The sequence below is a fragment of the Burkholderia sp. 9120 genome (genome assembly GCF_000745015.1).
Classification (GTDB): domain Bacteria; phylum Pseudomonadota; class Gammaproteobacteria; order Burkholderiales; family Burkholderiaceae; genus Paraburkholderia.
This window is the reverse complement of record NZ_JQNA01000002.1, coordinates 3,551,991-3,571,229: the sequence shown is the minus strand read 5'-3', so window position 1 is coordinate 3,571,229 and position 19,239 is coordinate 3,551,991. Positions and strand designations below refer to the sequence as shown.

The following is a 19,239-nucleotide window of genomic DNA, read 5'->3' as shown; positions in this document are numbered from 1 at the left end:
CGACGGTCCGTACGACACTTTCGGTTTTCACTTCGAACTCCCGCGTCCGCTAAAACTCGCGTGCCTCGCGCGCGCCCATGACCTTCAACGATTCCGCCCGCAGCCTCTCCCACAGACGCGCATTGATTTCGCCGAAGCGCGGCGTCGAGACGACACGGCTGTCGCGCGAGCGCGCCCAGCCGGTCTCGACCATATCGATAAACGGACCCCGCCGCGCCGACATGACGCCGATTCGGTCCGAAAGCATTGCGGCCTCGTCGAGCGCGTGGGTGATCAGCAGCACCGTCGCGGAGGTTTCGCGCCACAGGCGCAGCAGTTCGTCGCCCATCAGGAGACGCGTCTGCTGGTCGAGCGCGCCGAACGGTTCGTCGAGCAGGATCAGGCGCGGCTGGAGCACCAGCGTGCGCGCGATGCACACGCGTTGCCGCATGCCGCCCGACAAATGCGCCGGATACACCCCCGCGAAATCTTTCAAGCCCATGAAGCCGAGCGCGTAGTCGACCCGGCGCCGGATCTCCGCCGCGTCCACGCCCGCCATGCGCAGCCCGAACGATATGTTGTCGCGCACCGTCAGCCACGGAAACGACGCGTCTTCCTGGAATACGACGCCCACGCCGTCAGGCACGCCCTTCACCGGCAGGCCCTCGAACGTGACGGTGCCGGAACTCGGCTTGACGAGGCCGGCGAGCGCATCGACTAAAGTGGATTTGCCGCAGCCCGACGGTCCGACCACCGAAAAGAACTCGCCCCTGGTCAGCGTGAGATCGATCGGCCCCAATGCGTGAAACAGCTCTTTTGAACCGCTCTTGCTGAAATAGCGCGTGACGCCGGCCAGTTCGACGTGCGCCCCTTTCGGCGCGGCCACCCGCAACGTCGATGTCTCGACGATCTGCAATGCGGGCGTCGCATTCAGCGCATTCATAGCTTGCTCCTCGCTTTGAGGTCGGCGGGCAGGAAGCTCGTGTCGACGAGCTTCGACCAGTCCACGTCGCCATCCAGTTCGCCGATCAGCTTCAGGCCGTCCGTCATCCGGTCGAGCTCGGTGCGATCGAATTCGCCGGTGCTCCACATGTGCGACTTGACCATGTTGTCGACCGCTTCGCGCGCGACGTCAGGCGTGAGCCTGAAACTCGTTTCCAGCAGCTTCGCCGCGCCGGCCGGATCGGCATACACCGCATCGACACCCGCGCGTCGCCCCGCGATGATCGCGCGCAGTTCGTCAGGATGGCTCTTCGCGAATTCGCGCGTGGTGATGCCGACCGAGGTGGTCATTGGTTGCAGAACATCGCCGGCGCGGTAGAAGGTGCGATACCTGTCCTGGCGGATGATCGACAGCGGCTCGATCAGCACGGCACCCGAGACCGCGCCCTGCTCGAGCATCGTCAGCCCGTTCACGTAGCCGCCGGACGCGACCCGTTGCACCTTGCCCGCGTCGACACCCTTCGCCTTCAGGACCATCAGCAGCAGCATTTCGGACACGCCGCGCGGCGACGTGATCGCGACTTTCTTGCCGGTCAGATCGGCGACGCTGTGAACGGTCGAGTTCGGCATCGTCACCATCGACGCTTCCGCGACGCTGCGCGTGCCGACGTTGACGATCACCAGGTCGTGCCGCTGACGCTGCGCGGCGAGCGCCGCGGCCACGGCGACTTCGCCATACGGCATCTTGCTCGCGAGAATATTGCGCGCCGTCGTGCCGCCGCCGCCCGACGTGAGAATGCCGGTGATATCGACGCCCGCTTTCCTGAAGAGTCCCTTATCCATCGCCGCGGCGTACGGCAGCCCGTAGAGGCTGCTGCCCCACTGCGTCACCGAGATCTCGTCGGCGTGGGCGGCAGCGCCGTGCAGACCGGCAGCCGCCATGACCAGCGACGCACCGAGCGTCGCGCATACCCGTTTGAGGAAACACCGGTCTACCCGCGGTGATATCCAGCGCGCCGGCGTCAACGGGACGCCTGCGCCGAAAGAACACGGCAGATGAAACAGGCGCCGTCGCTCTGCATAAAGATGTCGGCGAGCGAGCGCGAGCCATAGCCGTTCAGATGATTGCTGTCCACATACACCGGGTAGCCCTTGTAGACGAAGTGATCCTTCGTAAGTGCACGGTAGCTATCGCCCAGATCGACCCAGTGCGCGCCCGGAATCGACGCCACGGCGCGCGCGATAAGCGGGTTGCCCTGATCGCCGTCTTTCACGGGATACCCGCCAGTCGGGACGTTTAGCCATGCGAAGAACGGCGAGTATTGAATCGAGCGGTCGATAACCGGACTGTCATAAAAGAAATAGATCGGCGTCGTCTTCGCAATCTCCCGCAGGATGTCGATGCGAACGCCCGGTGCCGCTTCCGGCGCATGCGAGAACACGTTGTAGTCGCCCGCGAACAGATTGAACGCATTGACGACGAAGATCGCCTGGTATTTCTGGTGATTGGCCTTGATGTAGGCCAGCATGTCCTCGCAGTTCTGGATGCGTTCCGGCGTTCGGACCACTCCGGGCGCTCGCGCCGCGAGCCCCCATTCGGCAATCTGACAGGCGCCCACTTCGTACGACGTCAACGCGAAGCCTTCGCGCCGGCCCAGCCGGTCCATGAACGCGCCGATCGCCGCGCCGTGTGAATCGCCGACCAGCAGGATCGACGGTGGCTTCGCGGCACCGATCGCACAGGTCTTGTCGATCAGGTCTTTCGTCGCTCCACGAAACGTCTTGTCAAAGCATGGGTCTATCCAGCCGCTCGTCAGATGGGTGTTCTGCCCGTCGATTGTGACGTTGGTAAACTCCCCTCCGAGCATGGGAGGAATGTTGTAGTTTTCGACGCCCGTCATCATCAGGATCACTACGACTCCCGCGAGCGTCGTACTCACAAACGCGGGAAATACGACCTTGAAGCCCGGTTTCGAACGGATGAATGGCTGCTCGATAAAGCGGTAAGTCCCGATCGACAGCAGGAAAATCAACGCGAGCGCGATGGCCATGTACGACGCGGGCAGCGCGTTCTGCCCGAGCCAGAAGCGCATGATCGACAGCACTGGCCAGTGCCATAGATAGAGCGAATAGGAAATGAGCCCGATAAGGACAAGCGGACGGCTACCCAGAACGCGGTTCACCACTGCAACGCCGCCGGTCGGGTTCCAGCAATACAGAATCAGCGCGGCACCGACGCACGGCACGAGTGCCCGAACACCGGGATAGCCTTTCTCGCTGAGGAGCACGAAGGCGAGCGCGATCGCAAGTGCGCCCGCCGCGCTTAGCAGGTTGCCGGTCAGCCTGCTGGGCCCCGGTGAGCGCGGCAACAGTGCGGCGAACGCGCCGATGGCCAGCTCGCCAAACCGCGGCATCGAGTAAAAATAGGCCGTCCCCGCCGCGACAGGATCGTGAACCCAAAACTCGCCTAACGCGAACCCGATGACGGCGATCGCCAGTGGCAGCACGCGCGGTAAACCTCGGCGTGCATTCGGCCCGAACAGGCGTGCGTTAGCCCACAGAGCAAACCCCAACAACAGTGGCCAGATGAAATAGAACTGCTCTTCGATAGACAGCGACCAGTAATGCAGGAAGAAGTTGGTCTGGCTGTTCTGGGTGAAGTAGTTACTCGTATGGTAGTTAAACAGGAACAGCAGCACGTACTTCGCGTCCGGCAGTAACAGGCCGTTCAGTTGGCTTGCGAGAAACGCGGTGACGCCGAACACAAGAATCGACGCGGGAAAGATGCGCTTGATTCGTCTCACGTAGAAGGCTCGATACGAGAAATTTCCGTCGAGCAGGCTCGCGTGGATGATGCCCGTGATCAGGTACGCCGAGATCACGAAGAAAATGTCGACCCCCGCGAAACCGCCCGGAAGCCATCGTGGATTGAAGTGAAATGCCATCACCGACAGAATGGCGACGGCGCGGAGTCCGTCGATGTCCGGACGTCGAGTCAACTTGTTCATGGTTTTACGTAGTCGGACACAAAGCGATTCACATTCCTGTTCGTTCTGAGAATTCGAGCGTTTCCTGGTTTATCGCAGACCATTGATACGCAGGGTTATTGCGTTTTCTGACGGGTCCACGAGTTAACGATCATGCATTCAACTCAGCACGAGATCGTCCGACCGGATTCGCTTGACGCCTGCGCGACTCATTGCGTCCCACGCCTGCGCAAGCGATCCGTTCAGATCGACAGCACGCGTGGCGTCCTCGATGACGTAGACATCGAATCCCTCTGCTCGCGCGTCGAGTGCGCTGTTCGCAACGCAGAAATCGGTTGCCAGCCCAGTTACAAATACGCGCCGAATACCGTGTGCCTTCAGATAGACACCCAGCCCCGTCGACGTGTGCCGGTCTGCCTCCATGAACGCGGAGTAGCTATCGACATCCTTGTGATAGCCCTTGCGAATGACGAGCTGCGCCTGAGGGAGATCGAGGTCCTTGCGCAGTCCGGCGTCCTCGGTGCCCTGAATACAATGGTCGGGCCAAAGTACCTGGGTGCCGTAGAAGAGGTGTACGGTATCGAACGGCTTCTTCCCCCGGTGCGACGACGCAAACGACACGTGTCCGCGTGGATGCCAGTCCTGGGTTAGCACGACGTTCTCGAACGCCTTGCCGATACGGTTGATCACCGGGACTACCTGCTCCCCGCCCTTAACGGCCAGGGTGCCGCCCGGCGTAAAGCAGTTCTGCGTATCCACCACGAGCAGCACGCTTTCGGGACCGGGCCGGACCCTGGCCGGCGCGCTCTGGCCGAATGCAACGCTTGCCGCCGGTCCGGATGCAGTCAGCCCGAAAATGCTCACGGCCTGCAGAAAAAATCGTCGATTCACTTCGGCTCCTTTGGCAATATAAATGCCCAAGATGTAGAACTAACCATGCGCGAGATTAACGATGCGGTTCACACCGAACACGCACGCGCTGACCGGCTCACAGATCAGTCCGCATGGCGCAGCTTCCTGACTTCCGCATCGGACGGCTGCACACTGGCACCGTTGACATAGACGAACTTCGTCATCACGCCCTTACCGTCGCTGAGCGCGGTACGACCGACATAAGCACCCATCGTCGACTGATGGTCCTGCGCGCGGTAACAGATCGGTCCGAACGGCGAATCCAGGCAGAGTCCGCTGAACGCTGCCGTCATCCGGTTCGTTTCCGGGCTACCCGCTTTCCTGAGGCCGGCCGCAATCGACATCAACGCCGTATAACCCACCACGGAGCCCATGCGCGGTGCCGTGCCGTATCGCTTGCGATACGCATCGACGAAGCGTTGATTCTCGGCGCTCGACACCGCATACCATGGATAGCCCGTCACGAGCCAATTGACGGGCGCCTCGGCCTGCAGCGGGTCGAGGTACTCGGGCTCACCGGTCAATAGCGACACCACCTCTCGTCCTTCGAACAGGCCACGCGTATTGCCTTCACGCACGAACTTTGCGAGATCGGCCGCAAACAGCGCATTGAAGATCGCGTCCGGTTTCGCATCGGCCAACGCTTGCACAATCGCACCGGCGTCGACGTTGCCAAGCGGCGGCGCCTGCTCGGCGACGAACTCGACATCGGGCTGTGCGAGCTTCATCTGCCGCTTGAAGGTCGCCGCCGCCGACTGACCATATTCGTAGTTCGGGTAGACGAGCGCCCACCGCTTCTTCTTGAGCTTGACGGCCTCGTTGACGAGCATCGAAACGAACATGTAGGTCGACGGACGCAGGCGATAGGTATAACGGTTGCCATCCTCCCAGACGATCTTGTCTGTCAGTGGCTCGGCGGCTAGAAAGAATATCTGGCGCTGCTTCGCGAAATCGGTGAGTGCCAACCCCGTATTCGACAGAAAACCGCCGAACAGCAGCGAAACCTGCTCGCGCGTCACGAGCTCCTGCGCCGCGCGGATCGAGTCGCCGGGATTGCCGTTGTCGTCGCGCGAGATGACCTCGATCTTCTTGCCAAGCACGCCACCCGACGCGTTGATTTCATCAAGCGCCATTTGCCAGCCTTGCCGGTACGGCTCGAGAAACGCCGGCTGCGCCCGATAGCTGTTGATCTCCCCGATCCTGATCGTGTCTTGCGCGATCGCCCCTACCGCTCCCGCCAGGCCGGCCGTCAATGCGACGACCCTGGAAATCCACAAAAAATTGATCTTCATAAAAATAGCGCCGCTTACTCGTTAGTGGTTGACTGGAATGATGTGACCTACTGCCGCCGACTGGAATGCCCGCGTCATCCGGCCGACGGCGACGCGGTATTCAGACAGACATAAATACGCTCGCCGTCGAGCTTCACCGGATAGATCCGCAAATCCTCCCTGAGCGGGCGGCACATCGCCTTGCCCGTCCTGATATCGAAACGGCCCTGGTGCAGCGGGCATTCGATCTCGCCCGCCTCGACAAATCCGTCACACAGCCGCGCGTTGCCATGCGTGCACGCGTTGGCGGTGGCGAACACTCCGTCCGCGAGGCGATACAGCGCGACCTCCTGACCGTCGACCGTCACCGCCGTCACGCTGTCTCCGGAAAGATCGCCGAGCAGCGCGACGAACGCCCACGATGCATCAAACAACGTGCTCATAGCGGAAAAATGATGGAGTTAGGAATCAGCTCGCTGTCGAAGATGCAGACCCTCGCTTCGAACCGCAAACCGTCGGGCGTTTTCCTGATCCGGTCGAAATACCGCCCCGTGTTATAGACCTCGCTGAGCTGGTTGGTTTTCGTGCGCAACACCACGTAGTTGGCTTCCACCGTCCAGACATCGCCATTGATCTCGCGGATCAGCGGGTTGTCCACGATATGCCGCTGGTAGTAGGGATCGTAGAAGAACGTCTCCTTGATCCCGTAGACCCGATCCTTGAGCATCGCCTTGTTTTCGAGTTCCAGCAGCGCGAGCGGCAGGTTCTGCTCGTGATTCTCGCGCGGCACGATCCGGTACAGGCAGTCGTCCATGAAGAAGTCCGGCCAACGGTCCCAGTCACCCGAGTCGAGCGCGGCGCTATAGTCGGCATACAGCGCCATTAGCGCGTGATAGTCCTTGAATTCCACTGTCGTCATTCCTCCATCACGCGACGCCAGTAGTCGTACATGCCGCGCACGAGCGTTTCGGTGACCATATGGCCGGTATATTCTTCCGCGCCCTGTCCATCGAGCAGGCTAACGGTCGAACCGGACGAGTTCGCCGCAAAGGCCTGCTGCAGGCATTCGACCACCTCGCCGTCATCCGCCGACACGTAGCCGGCTGGGCCAACCAGGTTCGCCTGACGCAGACGTCGCTGCGTCATCGCTTCGTCGTCGGTCTCGAAGCCGAAGTGGGTCCACACATAATCGAACACACCGGGCGAAACGGGGTGAATCCGACGCGTGGCGAGCGTATTGACGTTCTGCTGAATGATCACGCTCGGCATCAGCGTCAGCATGACCACGGTCGAGTTCCCCCACCATGCCTCCGCCTCGACGTCGAGGAGCCGGTGATCGTTCAGCGCCATCGTGTTCTTGAAACTCGTGATGCCCTCCGTTGCCGCTCCGCTCCCTCCTTCGCTACGCGTCGAAACCATCGCGGCATGTCGATGATGCGCATCCATGACCATCTCGCCTTTGTTGTCGACCCTCCACAGGCCGAAGTTGACGAACCAGGTATGCAGCAATCCGCCGTGATACGGGTCCTTGATGTTTTCCTGCATCAGCTTCCAGTTGCCTGGAATGCGCTGACGGGTGTACCCGAGCAATGTCAGCTTCGGACCATGAAATAGCCGGTCGAAATATTTCAGAATTGCCGGCCCGAGAAAATCCTCAAGCGATTCGACATCGTGATCGAAGCTCCCGAATATCACGCCGCCGCGCGTCGCGACCTTCAACTTGACGAGTCCGTGGTCTTCGAGCCGAAAATCCGCAGGCATGCCGCCATTCACGCGGTCGCCCTGCTTCACGCCACGCCGGAACGGCACGCCCTCAAGGTCGCCGTTCAGGTTGTAGCTCCACTGGTGATAGGGGCATCTGAATTCGGTTGCGTTACCCGCCCGCTTGCGGCAAAACCGCATGCCCTTATGAGCACACACGTTTTCGACCACGCTGACTGAACCGTCCTCGAGTCGCGTCATGATGACCTGGCGTTCGCCAACTTCGGTCAGCCTGAAATCACCCGGATTCGGAATTTCCGCATCCAGCCCGAGATAGCACCAGTGCCGGGAGTAGAAAAATCTTTCCAGTTCCCGCCGATACAATTCCGTATCCGTATAGACGGTATACGGCGTCCGGTTAATGCCATCGGGCAATAAATTTGAAACATGCTGGGACATGTGAACCTACCTCTCAAATTGAAGTTCCCATCGGACACCGCGAGCGGACGGCTTGCACGCAGCAGTTGCCCCTTCACCAGAAGCGCCCGTTAAACAGCGCGTTGTCAATCCGATCGAGTAGCTCTACGCCGACCTCAGCGAGGGAGTCGACGAGGTGCGCGGCGCCTGCATCCTGCATCAATTGCCGCTGAAAATCGGTCACGGGCACGCCGATGAATCCGCAACCGAGCGTCTTGCACACCTCGCCGACCTTGCCAAGATCATCGATGAACAGCACCTCATCGAAGTGGTAACCGAAACGCTCCTTGACGATCTCCTTCATGCCAGGGCGAATTTGATCGATGTTGACGTACGGGATGTCGCGGTCAAAGTACGCGCGAAACGGATGCAGGAATTCGGCAAACATGGAGTCTTCGGGACGGCCGCCGTAGGTCGTAATCCGGACACCCGTGTCATGCAGCAACGCGAGCGCATCGCCTACGCCCGGATTGACAACCACCGGATCGTCGCGCGTGTATGTCTTGTGCTCGGCCAGAAACGCGTCGATGGTCTCCTGCGCGGTCCATGGCAATTTGCAGGCGAGCGCCATAATGTGGCCGCCCGCGATATGCGGCGCGCCCAGCACCAGCCGTTCCAGTTCGGCCGTATAAACGCCGCCGCGGCTTTCGATGAACCGTTTAATCGTGATCCCGAAGGTGTCCTTTAGCAGCACACCGTTCGTATCGACTGCAATCAGTTTGATCTTCTTGAAGCGGTTCATATGGGTTTTATCGTTGTCGTCGGAAAGCGAATCGACGCGGGCATCAGATGTGGGCTTCAAGCGTTGCGATTGCGTCCGGCAATTCACCGAACGCCGCGATCACGCCGTCGGCGTCGATCGACTCCGCGGCGACGTCGTTGTAACCATAGGTTGCATAGATAAGCGGGATGCCAGCGTTTTTTGCCGCCTTTACATCGACGCCGGAATCGCCGATAAAGATCGCGCGCTGTTCCAGATTTCTACCCGCCGCCTCGACCGTACCGAACACATGTGCTTTGTCGGGCTTCTTCACACCGGGGAAGTAATCCCCTCCGCACACGGCTGAGAAGAAGTGCGCGATTCCGAGTCCCTCCATAATTGCCTTCGCGGGGCCCGTACCCTTGCTCGTGCAGACGGCCATTTCGTAGCCGAGCTCGCGCAGTTTCTCGAGTATTGTCGCCACGCCTGCGTACGGTACGGTGTTGTCCAGCAGGTGCGCTTCGTAGTAGGCAACGAAACGTTGAAGCAGCGCATGTCTCTGCTCGGTCGAATAGCGTTGCAGATGCTCTCCGAAGCCGCGCTCGATCAACGACGTGGCGCCGCGACCGATCAGGTTCTGCGCGTCGCGCAGGTCGACGGGAGGTAAATCGTGCTCGCCTAGTAGTGCGTTCAGCGTTCCCACGAGATCCTGGGCCGTGTCGACCAGGGTGCCGTCAAGATCGAACACCAGAAGAGGTTTCATTTTGATCCTCGATTGAAAGTGGATGGCGCGGTGCGGTTAACGTGCCGGCATGGCGGCCTGACGAATGTCGGACGGGCGCATGTCACGGCACCTTCAGGCGCAGCGCGAGGTCTCCGTTTCGAGTGAGACCTCGTCGACGAACGATGCGAATGCCGCCTCGTTTGTCACGACGTCCTGAACGCACACAATCCCGTCAGGACGTACGAGTAGCGCGTGCTGCCCGGTGAGTTCGAGCCTGTCGAGTGCGCACAGGTTCGCCGCTGTGCGATCGATCGCGACGACCTTCACTAGCTGACTGGACGACAACCGCGCCTCGATCGCGCGCGATGAGTTGCCCGAGGTCAGCAACACAAAGTGCTCGCTATCAATCAGGTCGTAGCTGCTGATCCGCGTGTCGCCTGCGAGAAACTCCGTGTAGGGCACCAGCTTGCCGACCAAGCCTCCGCCAGCGAGCATCAAACCGCTCGCGTAGCGCTGGCCGAGCCCCGAGAAATTGTAGGGGAAGCCGTGCGCGATCCGCGGCCGGTTCCGCATCGTCGGTAACCAGTCGCGCAGCGGACCGTGCTCGCCCTTGTCAAGCCGTGTGATGAGGCGCGTATTGATGTCGGTGCTTGCTATCAATTGCTCCGTGATGCCGCGACGCTCTTCGGTATACGACTCGAGCACGCGCATGCTGAGGCGGCCCTTGATCACGCCGGCGAGGCGCCACCCGAGACCAAACGCATCCTGAAAACCGGTGTTCATGCCGAGGCCGCCGATCGAGCTGAACAGGTGACACGCGTCGCCCGCGAGAAACACCCGGCCATGATCGTAGCGATCTGCAAGGCGGTTGTAGTACTGGGTCTTCGATTCCCAGAGCACAGCCTCGACACGTATGCCGGGCGGCCCGTACTTGTCGACCAGTGCCTGGTACGCGACGGCCTTCCCAGGCTCGTCTTCTTTCACGATTTCGCCATCACGCGTTTTGATGATAATCCGGTGCGTACCGGTCGCTTGCGGAATGACGATCAGGAAACTACCTTCCTTCACGAAGTAGTGAACCTGATCGAGATCGCCATCCCACTCGATCCGGCTGTCGAACATGATGAATCCGACGCCGTGATCGACCCCGTCGAAGTCGAGACCGAGCAGGGTCCTGACCGTACTCTTCCCGCCATCGCAGCCGACGAGATAACGGCATGACAGCGACCGTCCGGGCGACGTCTCGAGCAACACCGCATCTTCCGTCTCGGTAAAGCCGAGTAACTCGGTCGAACGGAGCAGATCGCCGCCGAGTTCGACGAAGTATTCCTCGAGTAGCTGTTCCGTTTCTGGTTGCGACAGGCCGAGGATGTAGCGGTAGCGCGAAGGCAGGTTCCGGTAGTTCACCCGAACCAGCCTGCGTTCGTTCCAGTAAAGCACGAGCTCCTCGATCGGTTTGCCAGCCGCCAGAAAGCGCGGCGCGACACCGAGCGCATGCAGGATCGCGAGAGAATAGGCGTTCATCGACGACGCCTTTGATTGCGTCGAGCGGGTCGCTCGCTTCTCGACGACAGCAACGCGCAGGCCGAGCCGTTTCAGGTTGGCGGCAAGCAGCAGCCCGATCGGGCCGGCGCCCGCAACGACGACGTCATAATGCGTCCGTGAGTGCGTCATGATGAGTGTTGTTCGTGAGTCGTGAGTAGTGTCCGGCGCGCCGTGGCGCAACTGGGATCGGTCCGTCTCCGGGCTCGCGCCGACCCGGAGACCCGGTTACGGTACTGGGCTCGTTACTGCTCCTTGAGCGCCAGGAACTGCTCGGCGGCGAACACCGGATCGAAGCCGACGATCTCGATCTCCACAAGTTTCTGGACGACGAACGAATCCTCGGCAAGGATCGTGTTAAGCGTCGTCTGGTCAATGCCCTTCGCGATGATCACGCCACCCGTTTTAGATTCGCGCGGGCCGGCTGCGATGAACGTGCCGTCGCCGATGTACTTCGCCACCCATTCCGAGTGTGACTTGCGGTGCGGATCGACCTTGGCCGGTTCCACGACGTATTGGGAAACGATCAGATACATGAATGCTCCTTTAAAGTGATTAAAAAGACGTCGAGACGGTCATGCGCGTCTGAAGCCCGTGCTACGACTGCGTTACGTTCATCAAGACCTGCCGGCTCCGGGGCGGTCGCTGGACCCGCCAGCCGTCCTGACCGCCGGACATGGGCGCCACCGCGGGCTTCGATTCGGGTACTCGAGCTCACCAAAGAACGTCTTCAACAAATGCCCAAGCGGTCGCCACTGCTCGACGGTGCTCGCATGGCCACCGGGCAGCGTGACGCGCCGCGACGTGCGGATGGCCTTGCTCATCGAACTGGCTTCGTCCGCGAAGAAGGGACGGTCTGCGGCTGAATCCACGATCAATGTGGGTACGCTCAACTGCCCGACCCAGTCTCGCGAATCAAACGACAGCAGCGCCTCGAGCTGTCGACGCAGGCCGCTGGCATGGGTTGCATTCGTTGTGGAGGCACGCTGCGCGGCGATTGCGGCGCCCGCCGCGCTGAGCAACGCCCCGCGCGTAAACAGATGGTTCGACAGCCGCCGCTGGATATCCGCCCAGTCTCTGGCGTCACACGGCTCTTTCAGGCGATCGGCGATCGCCGTGAGCTCGACGCTGCGCATCGCGCGAAACGTGTTGCAAAGCGCGAGCGCGCGTACACGGTCAGGGCGGTGGTACGCGATCCACTGGGCAATTGCTCCGCCCATTGAATGTCCTGCGATACAAACGCGTGAAACTGACAGGGTGTCCATCAATCTCAGCACGTCGTGCGCCATCGCTTCGATCGACAATGGCTCGCCGTTGAAGCGGGTTTGTCCGAAGCCGCGGTTGTCTGCCGCCACGGTTCGCCAGTCGACCGCAAGAATGGACAGGACCGCCCGCCAGATCCGGTGATCCGCCTGCAGACCCGGCAGCAGCATCACCGCGTCCTGGCCCGTGCCAGCGACACGATGGAAAAGCACCGGTCCTGTCATACGAGCACCTGCGCGGCAACGTGGTCAGGCACGAGCGGTGCGGCGACATTGACCGGCGCGATCAGGCGCGTTGCAGAAAGATCGAGCCGCGCCGCCGCCAGCGACAAGCCAATACCAAACCCGCACAGCAGTGACTCCTTGAGCGAGCGTCCAGCAAAGCCATGACCGCCTGCCAGCAGCAGCGGAATCGATGAAGGCCCGGTATTGCCGACGTCGGACAAACCGATTGGTGTCTGCTCCTCGGAGAGTTTCATGATCTTGCGCAGGTAGCGCAGCATGAACTGGTTGGCCTGATGGAGAGCCACGAGATCGAGCGCAGCCTTGTCGATACCGCAGTGCGCAAGCAGTTGGTCGATCAGCGGCGGCACACGCGACAACGCAAAATTCATGACCTCGTTGCCGCTCATATGGAGATGCCCGACCCGCGCCGAGCCGTGCGGACCGTTGGCATAGTTAATCGGCGTCTTTAAGTGGCTCGCACCGCTTCCGTCGGTACGGCACGCATAGTCGATTCGCCCATCGCCCGCCTCGACAAGCGACGCGCTCGCCGCGTCGCCGAACACCATCCGCACGTGACGGTCACCGGGTTTAAGCAGCTTGGTAGTGACGTCACCCGTGCACAGCAGCACCGACCGGCAACCAGCCTGCACGAGCATCGACGCCTGCAAAAGGCCATACACGTAGCCCGAGCAACCGTAGTCGATGTCGAACGCGAGGCACTCCTCTGATAGACCGAGTCGCGCCTGCAGACCAACCGCTGCGCCTGGCATGAAATCGTCGGGAGTCTGCGTGACGACGACTACCGCGTCGATTGCCTCTGTTTGCACGCACGCCTCGGCGAGCAGGTGCCGCGCGGCCGCTTCGCACAAATCACCCGTCGACAGGCCGCCCGCCACCCGCACCGAGCGAATCCCGGTACTCTCGATGATGCGCCGGACCTCGAGCGCTCCGTGCTCGTCGGCGAGGCTCGCCATGTCGAGCCTCGCGGCGGGTAGCGCGGCCGTGATCGCGGACACGCGGACACGATCGAACGAGACGATCATCGCGCAGTGCTCTCGCAAACCGGCGTGAGCAGGCCGCGAATATCGCCCACTGTGTCGAGCTTCTCGAGCCTCGATACATTCACGGAGTTCAAGCCGCCGCCAGCGAGAATTGCGATCAGCGAGACCATCGAAAGCGAATCCCAGTTGACAAACTGGTGCAGCGACGCGTCGTCGGTCAGTTCGCTGACCGGCACTTCGAGGAGGGCGGCAAGTTCCACCCGTAGTTCTTCCATGTCCATGACGTCAGGCCTCTTCATTGGCAAGTGAATCAAGGCTGAGCGGCGTGCGCAATTTCTTGAAGCGCTCGCCGTGCAGCGGCTCGGTCGTGATACGAATCTTGCGAGGAATCCAGGCAGATGGGAGTCTGTCCAGGCAGAACGCGTACAGCCGCTTACGAAATGTGTCGAGCGTTTCGACTTCGGCGAGGCGGAAGGTCGCTGCCACCATGTGACCGACAAGCGGATGCTCGGCGCGGCTCACCATGACGTCGATCACACCGTCGACATCTTTGAGCACATGCTCGATCTCCGCCGGATACACCTTCTCGCCGCCCACGTTGATCAGATCCGACTGGCGACCTACGATCCTGTAGTGGTCCCCCTTCTGCACGACTGCATCGCCCGTCTTGAAGTAACCGTCGGCGGTGAACGGGCTTTCGGCATTCAGATAGCCAAGCATCGTCGTTTCGCTACGGATCTCGAGCAGGCCGTCCACCACGCGAACCTCACATCCCGCGCCGCCGATCTTGAGCCAGTTCGACCTCGACGATTCCGACCGGGTGGGTACGACGCCCGTCTCGGTCAATCCGTACGCCTGGGAGAAGCGTGTTGCCGGTAGCACGGCCGTGAGCCGTTCCAGCACGCGCTCGGGCATCGGCTCGGTGCCGTAGTTCACGACCTGCAGCGAACTCAGGTCGAAACGCTCAAGCGCCCCGCTAAAGATCAGCAGATTCAGAAAAGTGGGCGACGTCGTCAGTGCCTGCACGCGCTGCGTTTCGATAGCCTGCGCGACCACTTCCGGGCGCCGGGACGCGGGCACGATCAACGTACCCTGGTTGAACAGGACATAAAGCAGCGTGTTCAGACCGCCAATGTGATCGAACAACAGAAACGAAATCGAGCGCAGACACCGTTTGGGCGCGAGGTGTTTGTCCAGAAACGGCCATGCCCGATGGACGCTCGCTTTCGGACGTCCGGTCGAGCCCGAGGAAAAAATGATGAACCCCGGTTCGCGCCTTCTGCTCAGCCCCGCGAGCAAAGCATGCGTGGTCGCGACGCCGGTGCGCCTGAGTTCGACGCCTTTTCCTGCGTCTATGCGGATTTCCCAACGCGCTTCGGCGAGGCAAATCAGCTCGCTCTCCTGATTCGCCTGACGCCCGCTCAACAACGCGACCACGTTATGCAGCCGCCAGAGCGCGACCAGATAAGCGACCGACTGCAAGGAGTAGTCGGCGACGAGGGCGACGGTTCCCGCGATGCAGTCCTGCGCGCTGAGCACCCGCTCGACTCGCATGACCTCGGCGCGCAGCTCCGCATAGGAAAATCTGTCGCCGCCGATCACCAGCGCAGTCGCATCGCCGGCGGCGGTGAACCGCGCGTCGAGGACGTCGAGCGCGTTCATACCCCACCCAGGAAGAGGTTCTGCCCGGTCACGAAGTCGCTCGTGGGCCGCAGGAAGAAATCGATCGCGTTCGAAACGTCAGCGAACGTTCCGAAGCGCGGAATCGCCTGGCGTGCCAGCAGGCGATCCATCTTGCTCTTTGGCACCGAACGGATCAGGTCGGTTTCGATCGGCGTCGGTCCTACCGCATTCACGGTGATGCCAAAAGGGGCGAGTTCTCGCGCGATCACCTCGGTCAGCGATCCGATCGCCGCTTTCGACGCGGCATAGATCGCCTCCCCTTCGAGCTTGAGCGGCGTCGCGACGGTCGTGAAGTTGACGATGCGCCCCTTGCGCTCTTTCGTCATCAACTTCGCCGCTTCCCGGCAAAAAAGGAACGTGCCGACAACGTTGGTGTTGAGGATCTGGTTGACGGTCGCGAGCGGCGTGAGCATGATGTGATTCATGCTTGCGATACCGGCATTGTTGATGAGATTGTCGAGCCTGCCGTGCTTCTCGCGAATGGACGACATGATCTTGCGCACGGCGGATTCGTCGGCGACGTCGGCACACATGTGATCGTAGCCCGGCAGTGTCCAGTCCGCGTTCTCGCGGCTGCATCCGACCACCTGGTGCCCGAGGGACACATAATGTTCGACGAGATATTTGCCGATGCCCTTGCGCGTGCCGGTGATAAGGGTGATGGGAGTGTCAGACACGTGAGTCCTCCAGCAGCAGCGACTCGATAAATTCGCCAAGCGTCGAGATCGTTGCGAACGGGCTTCGATGTGCGGACATAGCCTTCTCGCTAACCAGCGTAAGCGCCGCGCCCGTCTCGCTTTCAACCATCTCCTCAATCTGCACGATCAGTGCAACGAGCCCCATGGAATCGAACGGCGCTCCTTCACCGAAGATCGGCGTCGCATCGCCTGCAGAACGATCGATCGCGGCTGGCAACAGGGTTTCCTGCGCGTCAATTGCCCGATTGATGATGTCCCGAATCTCTTGCCTCATGATATTTATCCTCGAAGGTTTCGCAGCCGGATGCGTCTGGTAAAAATAATTCGAACTATTCGATAAATACGAAACAGGTCATCTATTCGACACGACGTCGGGCGCTCTCGCGGCGACGACGAACCCGCGCTTGATGACCCTGCCGATGTCGATTACCTTGTCCGGCGTCACATTGACGAAGCGCCACAGCATCTGGTCGCCAAGCTCGCGGTCGAACGCGACGTCTTGCAAAAACGTGACGCCTTCCGCGTCCGACACGACGAGCGATCGCACACTCTCATGCTCGATATTCACGGAGCGTGTGACGCAGGCCGTTTCGGAAACGGCGAGCAGTAAAGCGTCGCTGCGCGCTTCATCACGGGTGGCGATCGTGCACTGCACGCGAGCCTGGTCAACCGGCATGTACCAGTTATCCGACGTGATAAAGATGTTTCGAATCTTCTCGAAGCGGGTCATCTCAATGACGCTTGCCTTCGTATCGATAACGGCAATCAGATTCATGCGTTGATAAAACGAAACCCGGTAGTGAATATTCCGCGGACACGGCGCGTTACCCGGTGTCAGATCGTCGACAACCAGCTCAATCGGATACATCAATTCCGCGTACGCGTAAAACGCGGAATTGAGCTCGTTGAGGCTGACCGTCACCTTGCCGCGCTGATGACGCGTGTGTTTGTACAGGTGGTAGTAGACCGCCTGGCGCTGCGCTTCGATCAGCATGACGCCCGGTACGTGCTCGTGTTCCTTCCGGTAGAAATAGTAGTGATCGGCGCGATTGATCATTTCATACGAGCTGGACCCGCGCCGCTCTTCACCGTACGCGCTGACGATCCTGGCGATCGCATCGTCCAGCGGCTGCGAGTCGCGGGATCCACGGTCTTTCTGGGCCAACCACGGCTCAAGCACCTGGTACGGCACGGCGCGCAGCATCTCCCAGGTCGCGTCGAGAGACACGCCGCCCGACAGTGAAGCATCGGCGACAAAGTGACCGCGCTCGTCGAGCGGCACGTCCAGCCGACAGCGCGCTTCATCGCACATCACGTAAAGGTCCGCGAGCACCTCATTGTCTGCACGCACCACCGACGCGGTCCCAATCGTGTCGTTCAGATAGAGTGGCGGAGCCGGCCGGTAGCGGTGAATCAGGACGTCGTCCGCCGATCCCTTGTGCAGCAATTGCGGAGGTATGTCGTTGAGGATCATGATTCCTGCCCACTCAGTTCTTTTGCCAGCGTCACGCCGGGCGACGGCTCCGCGTTGCTCTCTTCGTGATTGAGACTGACGCGCCCCAGCAATGCGAACACGAGCAGCGTGGCGGCACTCGTCAACGTGATCAGTGCGACCAGAAGATGGCGAAACGCAATGTCGTAGGCGCTCAGCCACTGGGCATGCGTCACGGAGGGCAGGTAGCTTTGCGCCTTCGGAAGTGCGCCGGCAGAGAGTTGCGCTGAAGCCACCGCGACCGACTGCGGATCGAGTCCGGGTATCGCCCCCAGATTTCGTGCGATAAAGAACGCGAGGAGTGAGCCGACGATCGCGATCGCAGTGGTGTCGAACGAGACACGTAACGCGCCGAAGATGCCGATTGCCATACCCGCTTTTTCTTTCGGCACCACGGAAACCGCGAGGTTGTCCATTAAGCCCCAGGGGATCGCTACACCGAAGCCGATCACGGCAAGATTGATGCGCATCAGCATGCCGTGATCGCCGATCGGTACGCGCATCAGGAAGAACATGCCGGCGACCGAAATCAGCATGCCGACACCAGCCAGAACGCCGACGGGCACATAGCGGGTCATACTCGCCGCGACGAACGGAATGAACAGCAGCGAGCCGGAGAAGTAAATCATCAGTACGCCAGACTGGAGTGCGGTCAGATTCTCAATGCCGATGAACCGCAGCGGCAGCACAACCAGCAGAACGGCATAGCAATACGCGGCGGCGAGCGGCAATAACTGCACCCCGACGAACTGCGGATAAGCGAACAGCGAAAGATCGAGCATCGGGTTGACCACGCGCTTCTCGACGGCGACGAACACCACCAGCGCGACAGCAGACAGCGTGAACAGGCCGAGGGTCAGCGGGGCGGTCCAACCTTGCGTCGGTGCTTCGATCATCGCAAACGTGAAGGACGTCAGCATCAGCGTGAAGATCGATGCTCCCCACCAGTCGAGGCCGCGCGCGTTTGGATCCTTGCTGTCGGTCATCGACGTAACGCACAACACAAGGGCAACCAGGCTGATGATGGTGCTGCCAAAGAACACCGCTCGCCAACTGAAGCAGGTGATCAGAATGCCGGCAATGGTCGGGCCGAACGCGAGCCCTGCGCCGAAGGTGATGCCGATCACACTGAAAATCCTGGTGCGGGCGTGACCTTCGAATTCCTGTGCAAGGATTGAAATACCGCCGGAGTACGCACATGCCGCGGCCAACCCTTGCGGCACTCGCAGTAAGTCGAGAGCGAACACGCTTGAAGCGAAAGGCATCAGGAACGACATGATGGTCGAAACCACCATGCCGATCGCGAAGATCTTCTTGCGGCCATATTGGTCGGCCATGGCGCCCGCCGCCATCAGCGTACTGCCGCAACTGAGAAAAAAGGCATTGGTGATCCACGAGAGCGCTGCGGCCCCCCCACCAGATCCTTCGCGATATAAGGCTGGGCGGTTGGGCCAGCGGTGAAATTCAGCGGCACGCTAAAACACGCAAGAATCACGGCAATAAGAACCAAAACCTGCCGGGACGGTGACGTCGCCATGGAAGAAGTAGTCGAATTCATAACTGGATTCAGATTGATGAGTTTTACCGCGACGTCAAGCTATGAAAGGTTGAAAGTCCACACAAAAATAGACGTATGAAAACAG

19 protein-coding genes and 1 pseudogene are annotated in these 19,239 nt (G+C 60.7%); all 20 read right to left on the bottom strand.

Features of this window, described 5'->3' with window-relative positions; genetic code table 11:
- Positions 1-49 precede the first annotated feature (49 nt).
- Positions 50-922, bottom strand: a complete 873-nt coding sequence (locus FA94_RS24270; RefSeq protein ID WP_035556032.1) for an ABC transporter ATP-binding protein — start codon at positions 920-922, stop codon at positions 50-52.
- Positions 919-1,863 (bottom strand): ABC transporter substrate-binding protein, encoded by a 945-nt coding sequence (locus FA94_RS24265; protein WP_051980710.1) that lies wholly within the window; start codon positions 1,861-1,863, stop codon positions 919-921. Before FA94_RS24265 ends, FA94_RS24270 begins: the two co-directional genes overlap by 4 nt.
- Positions 1,864-1,943: 80 nt before the next feature.
- Complete coding sequence (locus FA94_RS37380; RefSeq protein ID WP_051980709.1) at positions 1,944-3,929, bottom strand: acyltransferase family protein; 1,986 nt, start codon at positions 3,927-3,929, stop codon at positions 1,944-1,946.
- A 138-nt stretch (positions 3,930-4,067) separates the two neighbouring features.
- On the bottom strand, positions 4,068-4,799 hold the full coding sequence (pncA, locus tag FA94_RS24255; protein ID WP_035556030.1) for a bifunctional nicotinamidase/pyrazinamidase: 732 nt from the start codon (positions 4,797-4,799) through the stop codon (positions 4,068-4,070).
- 104 nt (positions 4,800-4,903) lie between these two features.
- Entirely contained in the window at positions 4,904-6,112 is a 1,209-nt protein-coding gene (locus FA94_RS24250) for an ABC transporter substrate-binding protein (RefSeq protein WP_035556028.1), read from the bottom strand.
- A gap of 74 nt (positions 6,113-6,186) precedes the next feature.
- Positions 6,187-6,534, bottom strand: coding sequence for a non-heme iron oxygenase ferredoxin subunit (locus FA94_RS24245; RefSeq protein ID WP_035556026.1), 348 nt, complete (start codon positions 6,532-6,534; stop codon positions 6,187-6,189).
- Positions 6,531-7,010, bottom strand: a complete 480-nt coding sequence (locus tag FA94_RS24240; protein ID WP_035556024.1) for an aromatic-ring-hydroxylating dioxygenase subunit beta — start codon at positions 7,008-7,010, stop codon at positions 6,531-6,533. The genes FA94_RS24245 and FA94_RS24240 overlap by 4 nt, the downstream gene beginning before the upstream one ends.
- Positions 7,007-8,251, bottom strand: a complete 1,245-nt coding sequence (locus FA94_RS24235; RefSeq protein WP_035556022.1) for a Rieske 2Fe-2S domain-containing protein — start codon at positions 8,249-8,251, stop codon at positions 7,007-7,009. Before FA94_RS24235 ends, FA94_RS24240 begins: the two co-directional genes overlap by 4 nt.
- Before the next feature lie 73 nt (positions 8,252-8,324).
- On the bottom strand, positions 8,325-9,011 hold the full coding sequence (locus FA94_RS24230; protein WP_051980708.1) for an HAD family hydrolase: 687 nt from the start codon (positions 9,009-9,011) through the stop codon (positions 8,325-8,327).
- 43 nt (positions 9,012-9,054) lie between these two features.
- Positions 9,055-9,717, bottom strand: a complete 663-nt coding sequence (locus tag FA94_RS24225) for an HAD hydrolase-like protein (protein ID WP_197070240.1) — start codon at positions 9,715-9,717, stop codon at positions 9,055-9,057.
- Between the two features lie 108 nt (positions 9,718-9,825).
- On the bottom strand, positions 9,826-11,418 hold the full coding sequence (locus tag FA94_RS24220; RefSeq protein ID WP_156126698.1) for an FAD-dependent monooxygenase: 1,593 nt from the start codon (positions 11,416-11,418) through the stop codon (positions 9,826-9,828).
- Positions 11,419-11,480: 62 nt separating this feature from the next.
- Complete coding sequence (locus tag FA94_RS24215) at positions 11,481-11,771, bottom strand: YciI family protein (RefSeq protein ID WP_035556017.1); 291 nt, start codon at positions 11,769-11,771, stop codon at positions 11,481-11,483.
- An 81-nt stretch (positions 11,772-11,852) separates the two neighbouring features.
- Positions 11,853-12,722 (bottom strand): alpha/beta fold hydrolase, encoded by an 870-nt coding sequence (locus FA94_RS24210; protein ID WP_081936083.1) that lies wholly within the window; start codon positions 12,720-12,722, stop codon positions 11,853-11,855.
- Positions 12,719-13,765 (bottom strand): 3-oxoacyl-ACP synthase III family protein, encoded by a 1,047-nt coding sequence (locus FA94_RS24205; RefSeq protein WP_051980706.1) that lies wholly within the window; start codon positions 13,763-13,765, stop codon positions 12,719-12,721. The genes FA94_RS24210 and FA94_RS24205 overlap by 4 nt, the downstream gene beginning before the upstream one ends.
- A complete protein-coding gene (locus FA94_RS24200; RefSeq protein WP_035556013.1) occupies positions 13,762-14,004 on the bottom strand; it encodes a hypothetical protein in 243 nt (80 codons plus the stop codon). Before FA94_RS24200 ends, FA94_RS24205 begins: the two co-directional genes overlap by 4 nt.
- A 4-nt stretch (positions 14,005-14,008) precedes the next feature.
- Positions 14,009-15,385 (bottom strand): class I adenylate-forming enzyme family protein, encoded by a 1,377-nt coding sequence (locus FA94_RS24195; RefSeq protein WP_035556012.1) that lies wholly within the window; start codon positions 15,383-15,385, stop codon positions 14,009-14,011.
- Complete coding sequence (locus tag FA94_RS24190) at positions 15,382-16,122, bottom strand: SDR family NAD(P)-dependent oxidoreductase (protein ID WP_197070239.1); 741 nt, start codon at positions 16,120-16,122, stop codon at positions 15,382-15,384. The genes FA94_RS24195 and FA94_RS24190 overlap by 4 nt, the downstream gene beginning before the upstream one ends.
- Entirely contained in the window at positions 16,076-16,378 is a 303-nt protein-coding gene (locus FA94_RS24185) for a hypothetical protein (protein ID WP_051980705.1), read from the bottom strand. The genes FA94_RS24190 and FA94_RS24185 overlap by 47 nt, the downstream gene beginning before the upstream one ends.
- A gap of 78 nt (positions 16,379-16,456) precedes the next feature.
- On the bottom strand, positions 16,457-17,578 hold the full coding sequence (locus FA94_RS24180) for an AfsA-related hotdog domain-containing protein (RefSeq protein WP_051980704.1): 1,122 nt from the start codon (positions 17,576-17,578) through the stop codon (positions 16,457-16,459).
- A pseudogene (locus FA94_RS24175) lies at positions 17,575-19,005 on the bottom strand (MFS transporter); the annotation flags it as partial. The gene FA94_RS24180 and the pseudogene FA94_RS24175, both read right to left, overlap by 4 nt.
- Positions 19,006-19,239 lie beyond the last annotated feature (234 nt).

What these genes read in the sequence shown, in the direction of transcription:
- FA94_RS24245 (WP_035556026.1), bottom strand. Translation starts at nt 6,534, where the DNA reads ATGAGCACGTTGTTTGATGCATCGTGGGCGTTCGTCGCGCTGCTCGGC.
- FA94_RS24230 (WP_051980708.1), bottom strand. Translation starts at nt 9,011, where the DNA reads ATGAACCGCTTCAAGAAGATCAAACTGATTGCAGTCGATACGAACGGT.
- FA94_RS24265 (WP_051980710.1), bottom strand. Translation starts at nt 1,863, where the DNA reads ATGGCGGCTGCCGGTCTGCACGGCGCTGCCGCCCACGCCGACGAGATC.
- FA94_RS24235 (WP_035556022.1), bottom strand. Translation starts at nt 8,251, where the DNA reads ATGTCCCAGCATGTTTCAAATTTATTGCCCGATGGCATTAACCGGACG.
- FA94_RS24210 (WP_081936083.1), bottom strand. Translation starts at nt 12,722, where the DNA reads ATGACAGGACCGGTGCTTTTCCATCGTGTCGCTGGCACGGGCCAGGAC.
- FA94_RS24240 (WP_035556024.1), bottom strand. Translation starts at nt 7,010, where the DNA reads ATGACGACAGTGGAATTCAAGGACTATCACGCGCTAATGGCGCTGTAT.
- FA94_RS24200 (WP_035556013.1), bottom strand. Translation starts at nt 14,004, where the DNA reads ATGGACATGGAAGAACTACGGGTGGAACTTGCCGCCCTCCTCGAAGTG.
- FA94_RS24180 (WP_051980704.1), bottom strand. Translation starts at nt 17,578, where the DNA reads ATGATCCTCAACGACATACCTCCGCAATTGCTGCACAAGGGATCGGCG.
- FA94_RS24215 (WP_035556017.1), bottom strand. Translation starts at nt 11,771, where the DNA reads ATGTATCTGATCGTTTCCCAATACGTCGTGGAACCGGCCAAGGTCGAT.
- FA94_RS24270 (WP_035556032.1), bottom strand. Translation starts at nt 922, where the DNA reads ATGAATGCGCTGAATGCGACGCCCGCATTGCAGATCGTCGAGACATCG.
- FA94_RS24185 (WP_051980705.1), bottom strand. Translation starts at nt 16,378, where the DNA reads ATGAGGCAAGAGATTCGGGACATCATCAATCGGGCAATTGACGCGCAG.
- FA94_RS24250 (WP_035556028.1), bottom strand. Translation starts at nt 6,112, where the DNA reads ATGAAGATCAATTTTTTGTGGATTTCCAGGGTCGTCGCATTGACGGCC.
- FA94_RS37380 (WP_051980709.1), bottom strand. Translation starts at nt 3,929, where the DNA reads ATGAACAAGTTGACTCGACGTCCGGACATCGACGGACTCCGCGCCGTC.
- FA94_RS24205 (WP_051980706.1), bottom strand. Translation starts at nt 13,765, where the DNA reads ATGATCGTCTCGTTCGATCGTGTCCGCGTGTCCGCGATCACGGCCGCG.
- FA94_RS24195 (WP_035556012.1), bottom strand. Translation starts at nt 15,385, where the DNA reads ATGAACGCGCTCGACGTCCTCGACGCGCGGTTCACCGCCGCCGGCGAT.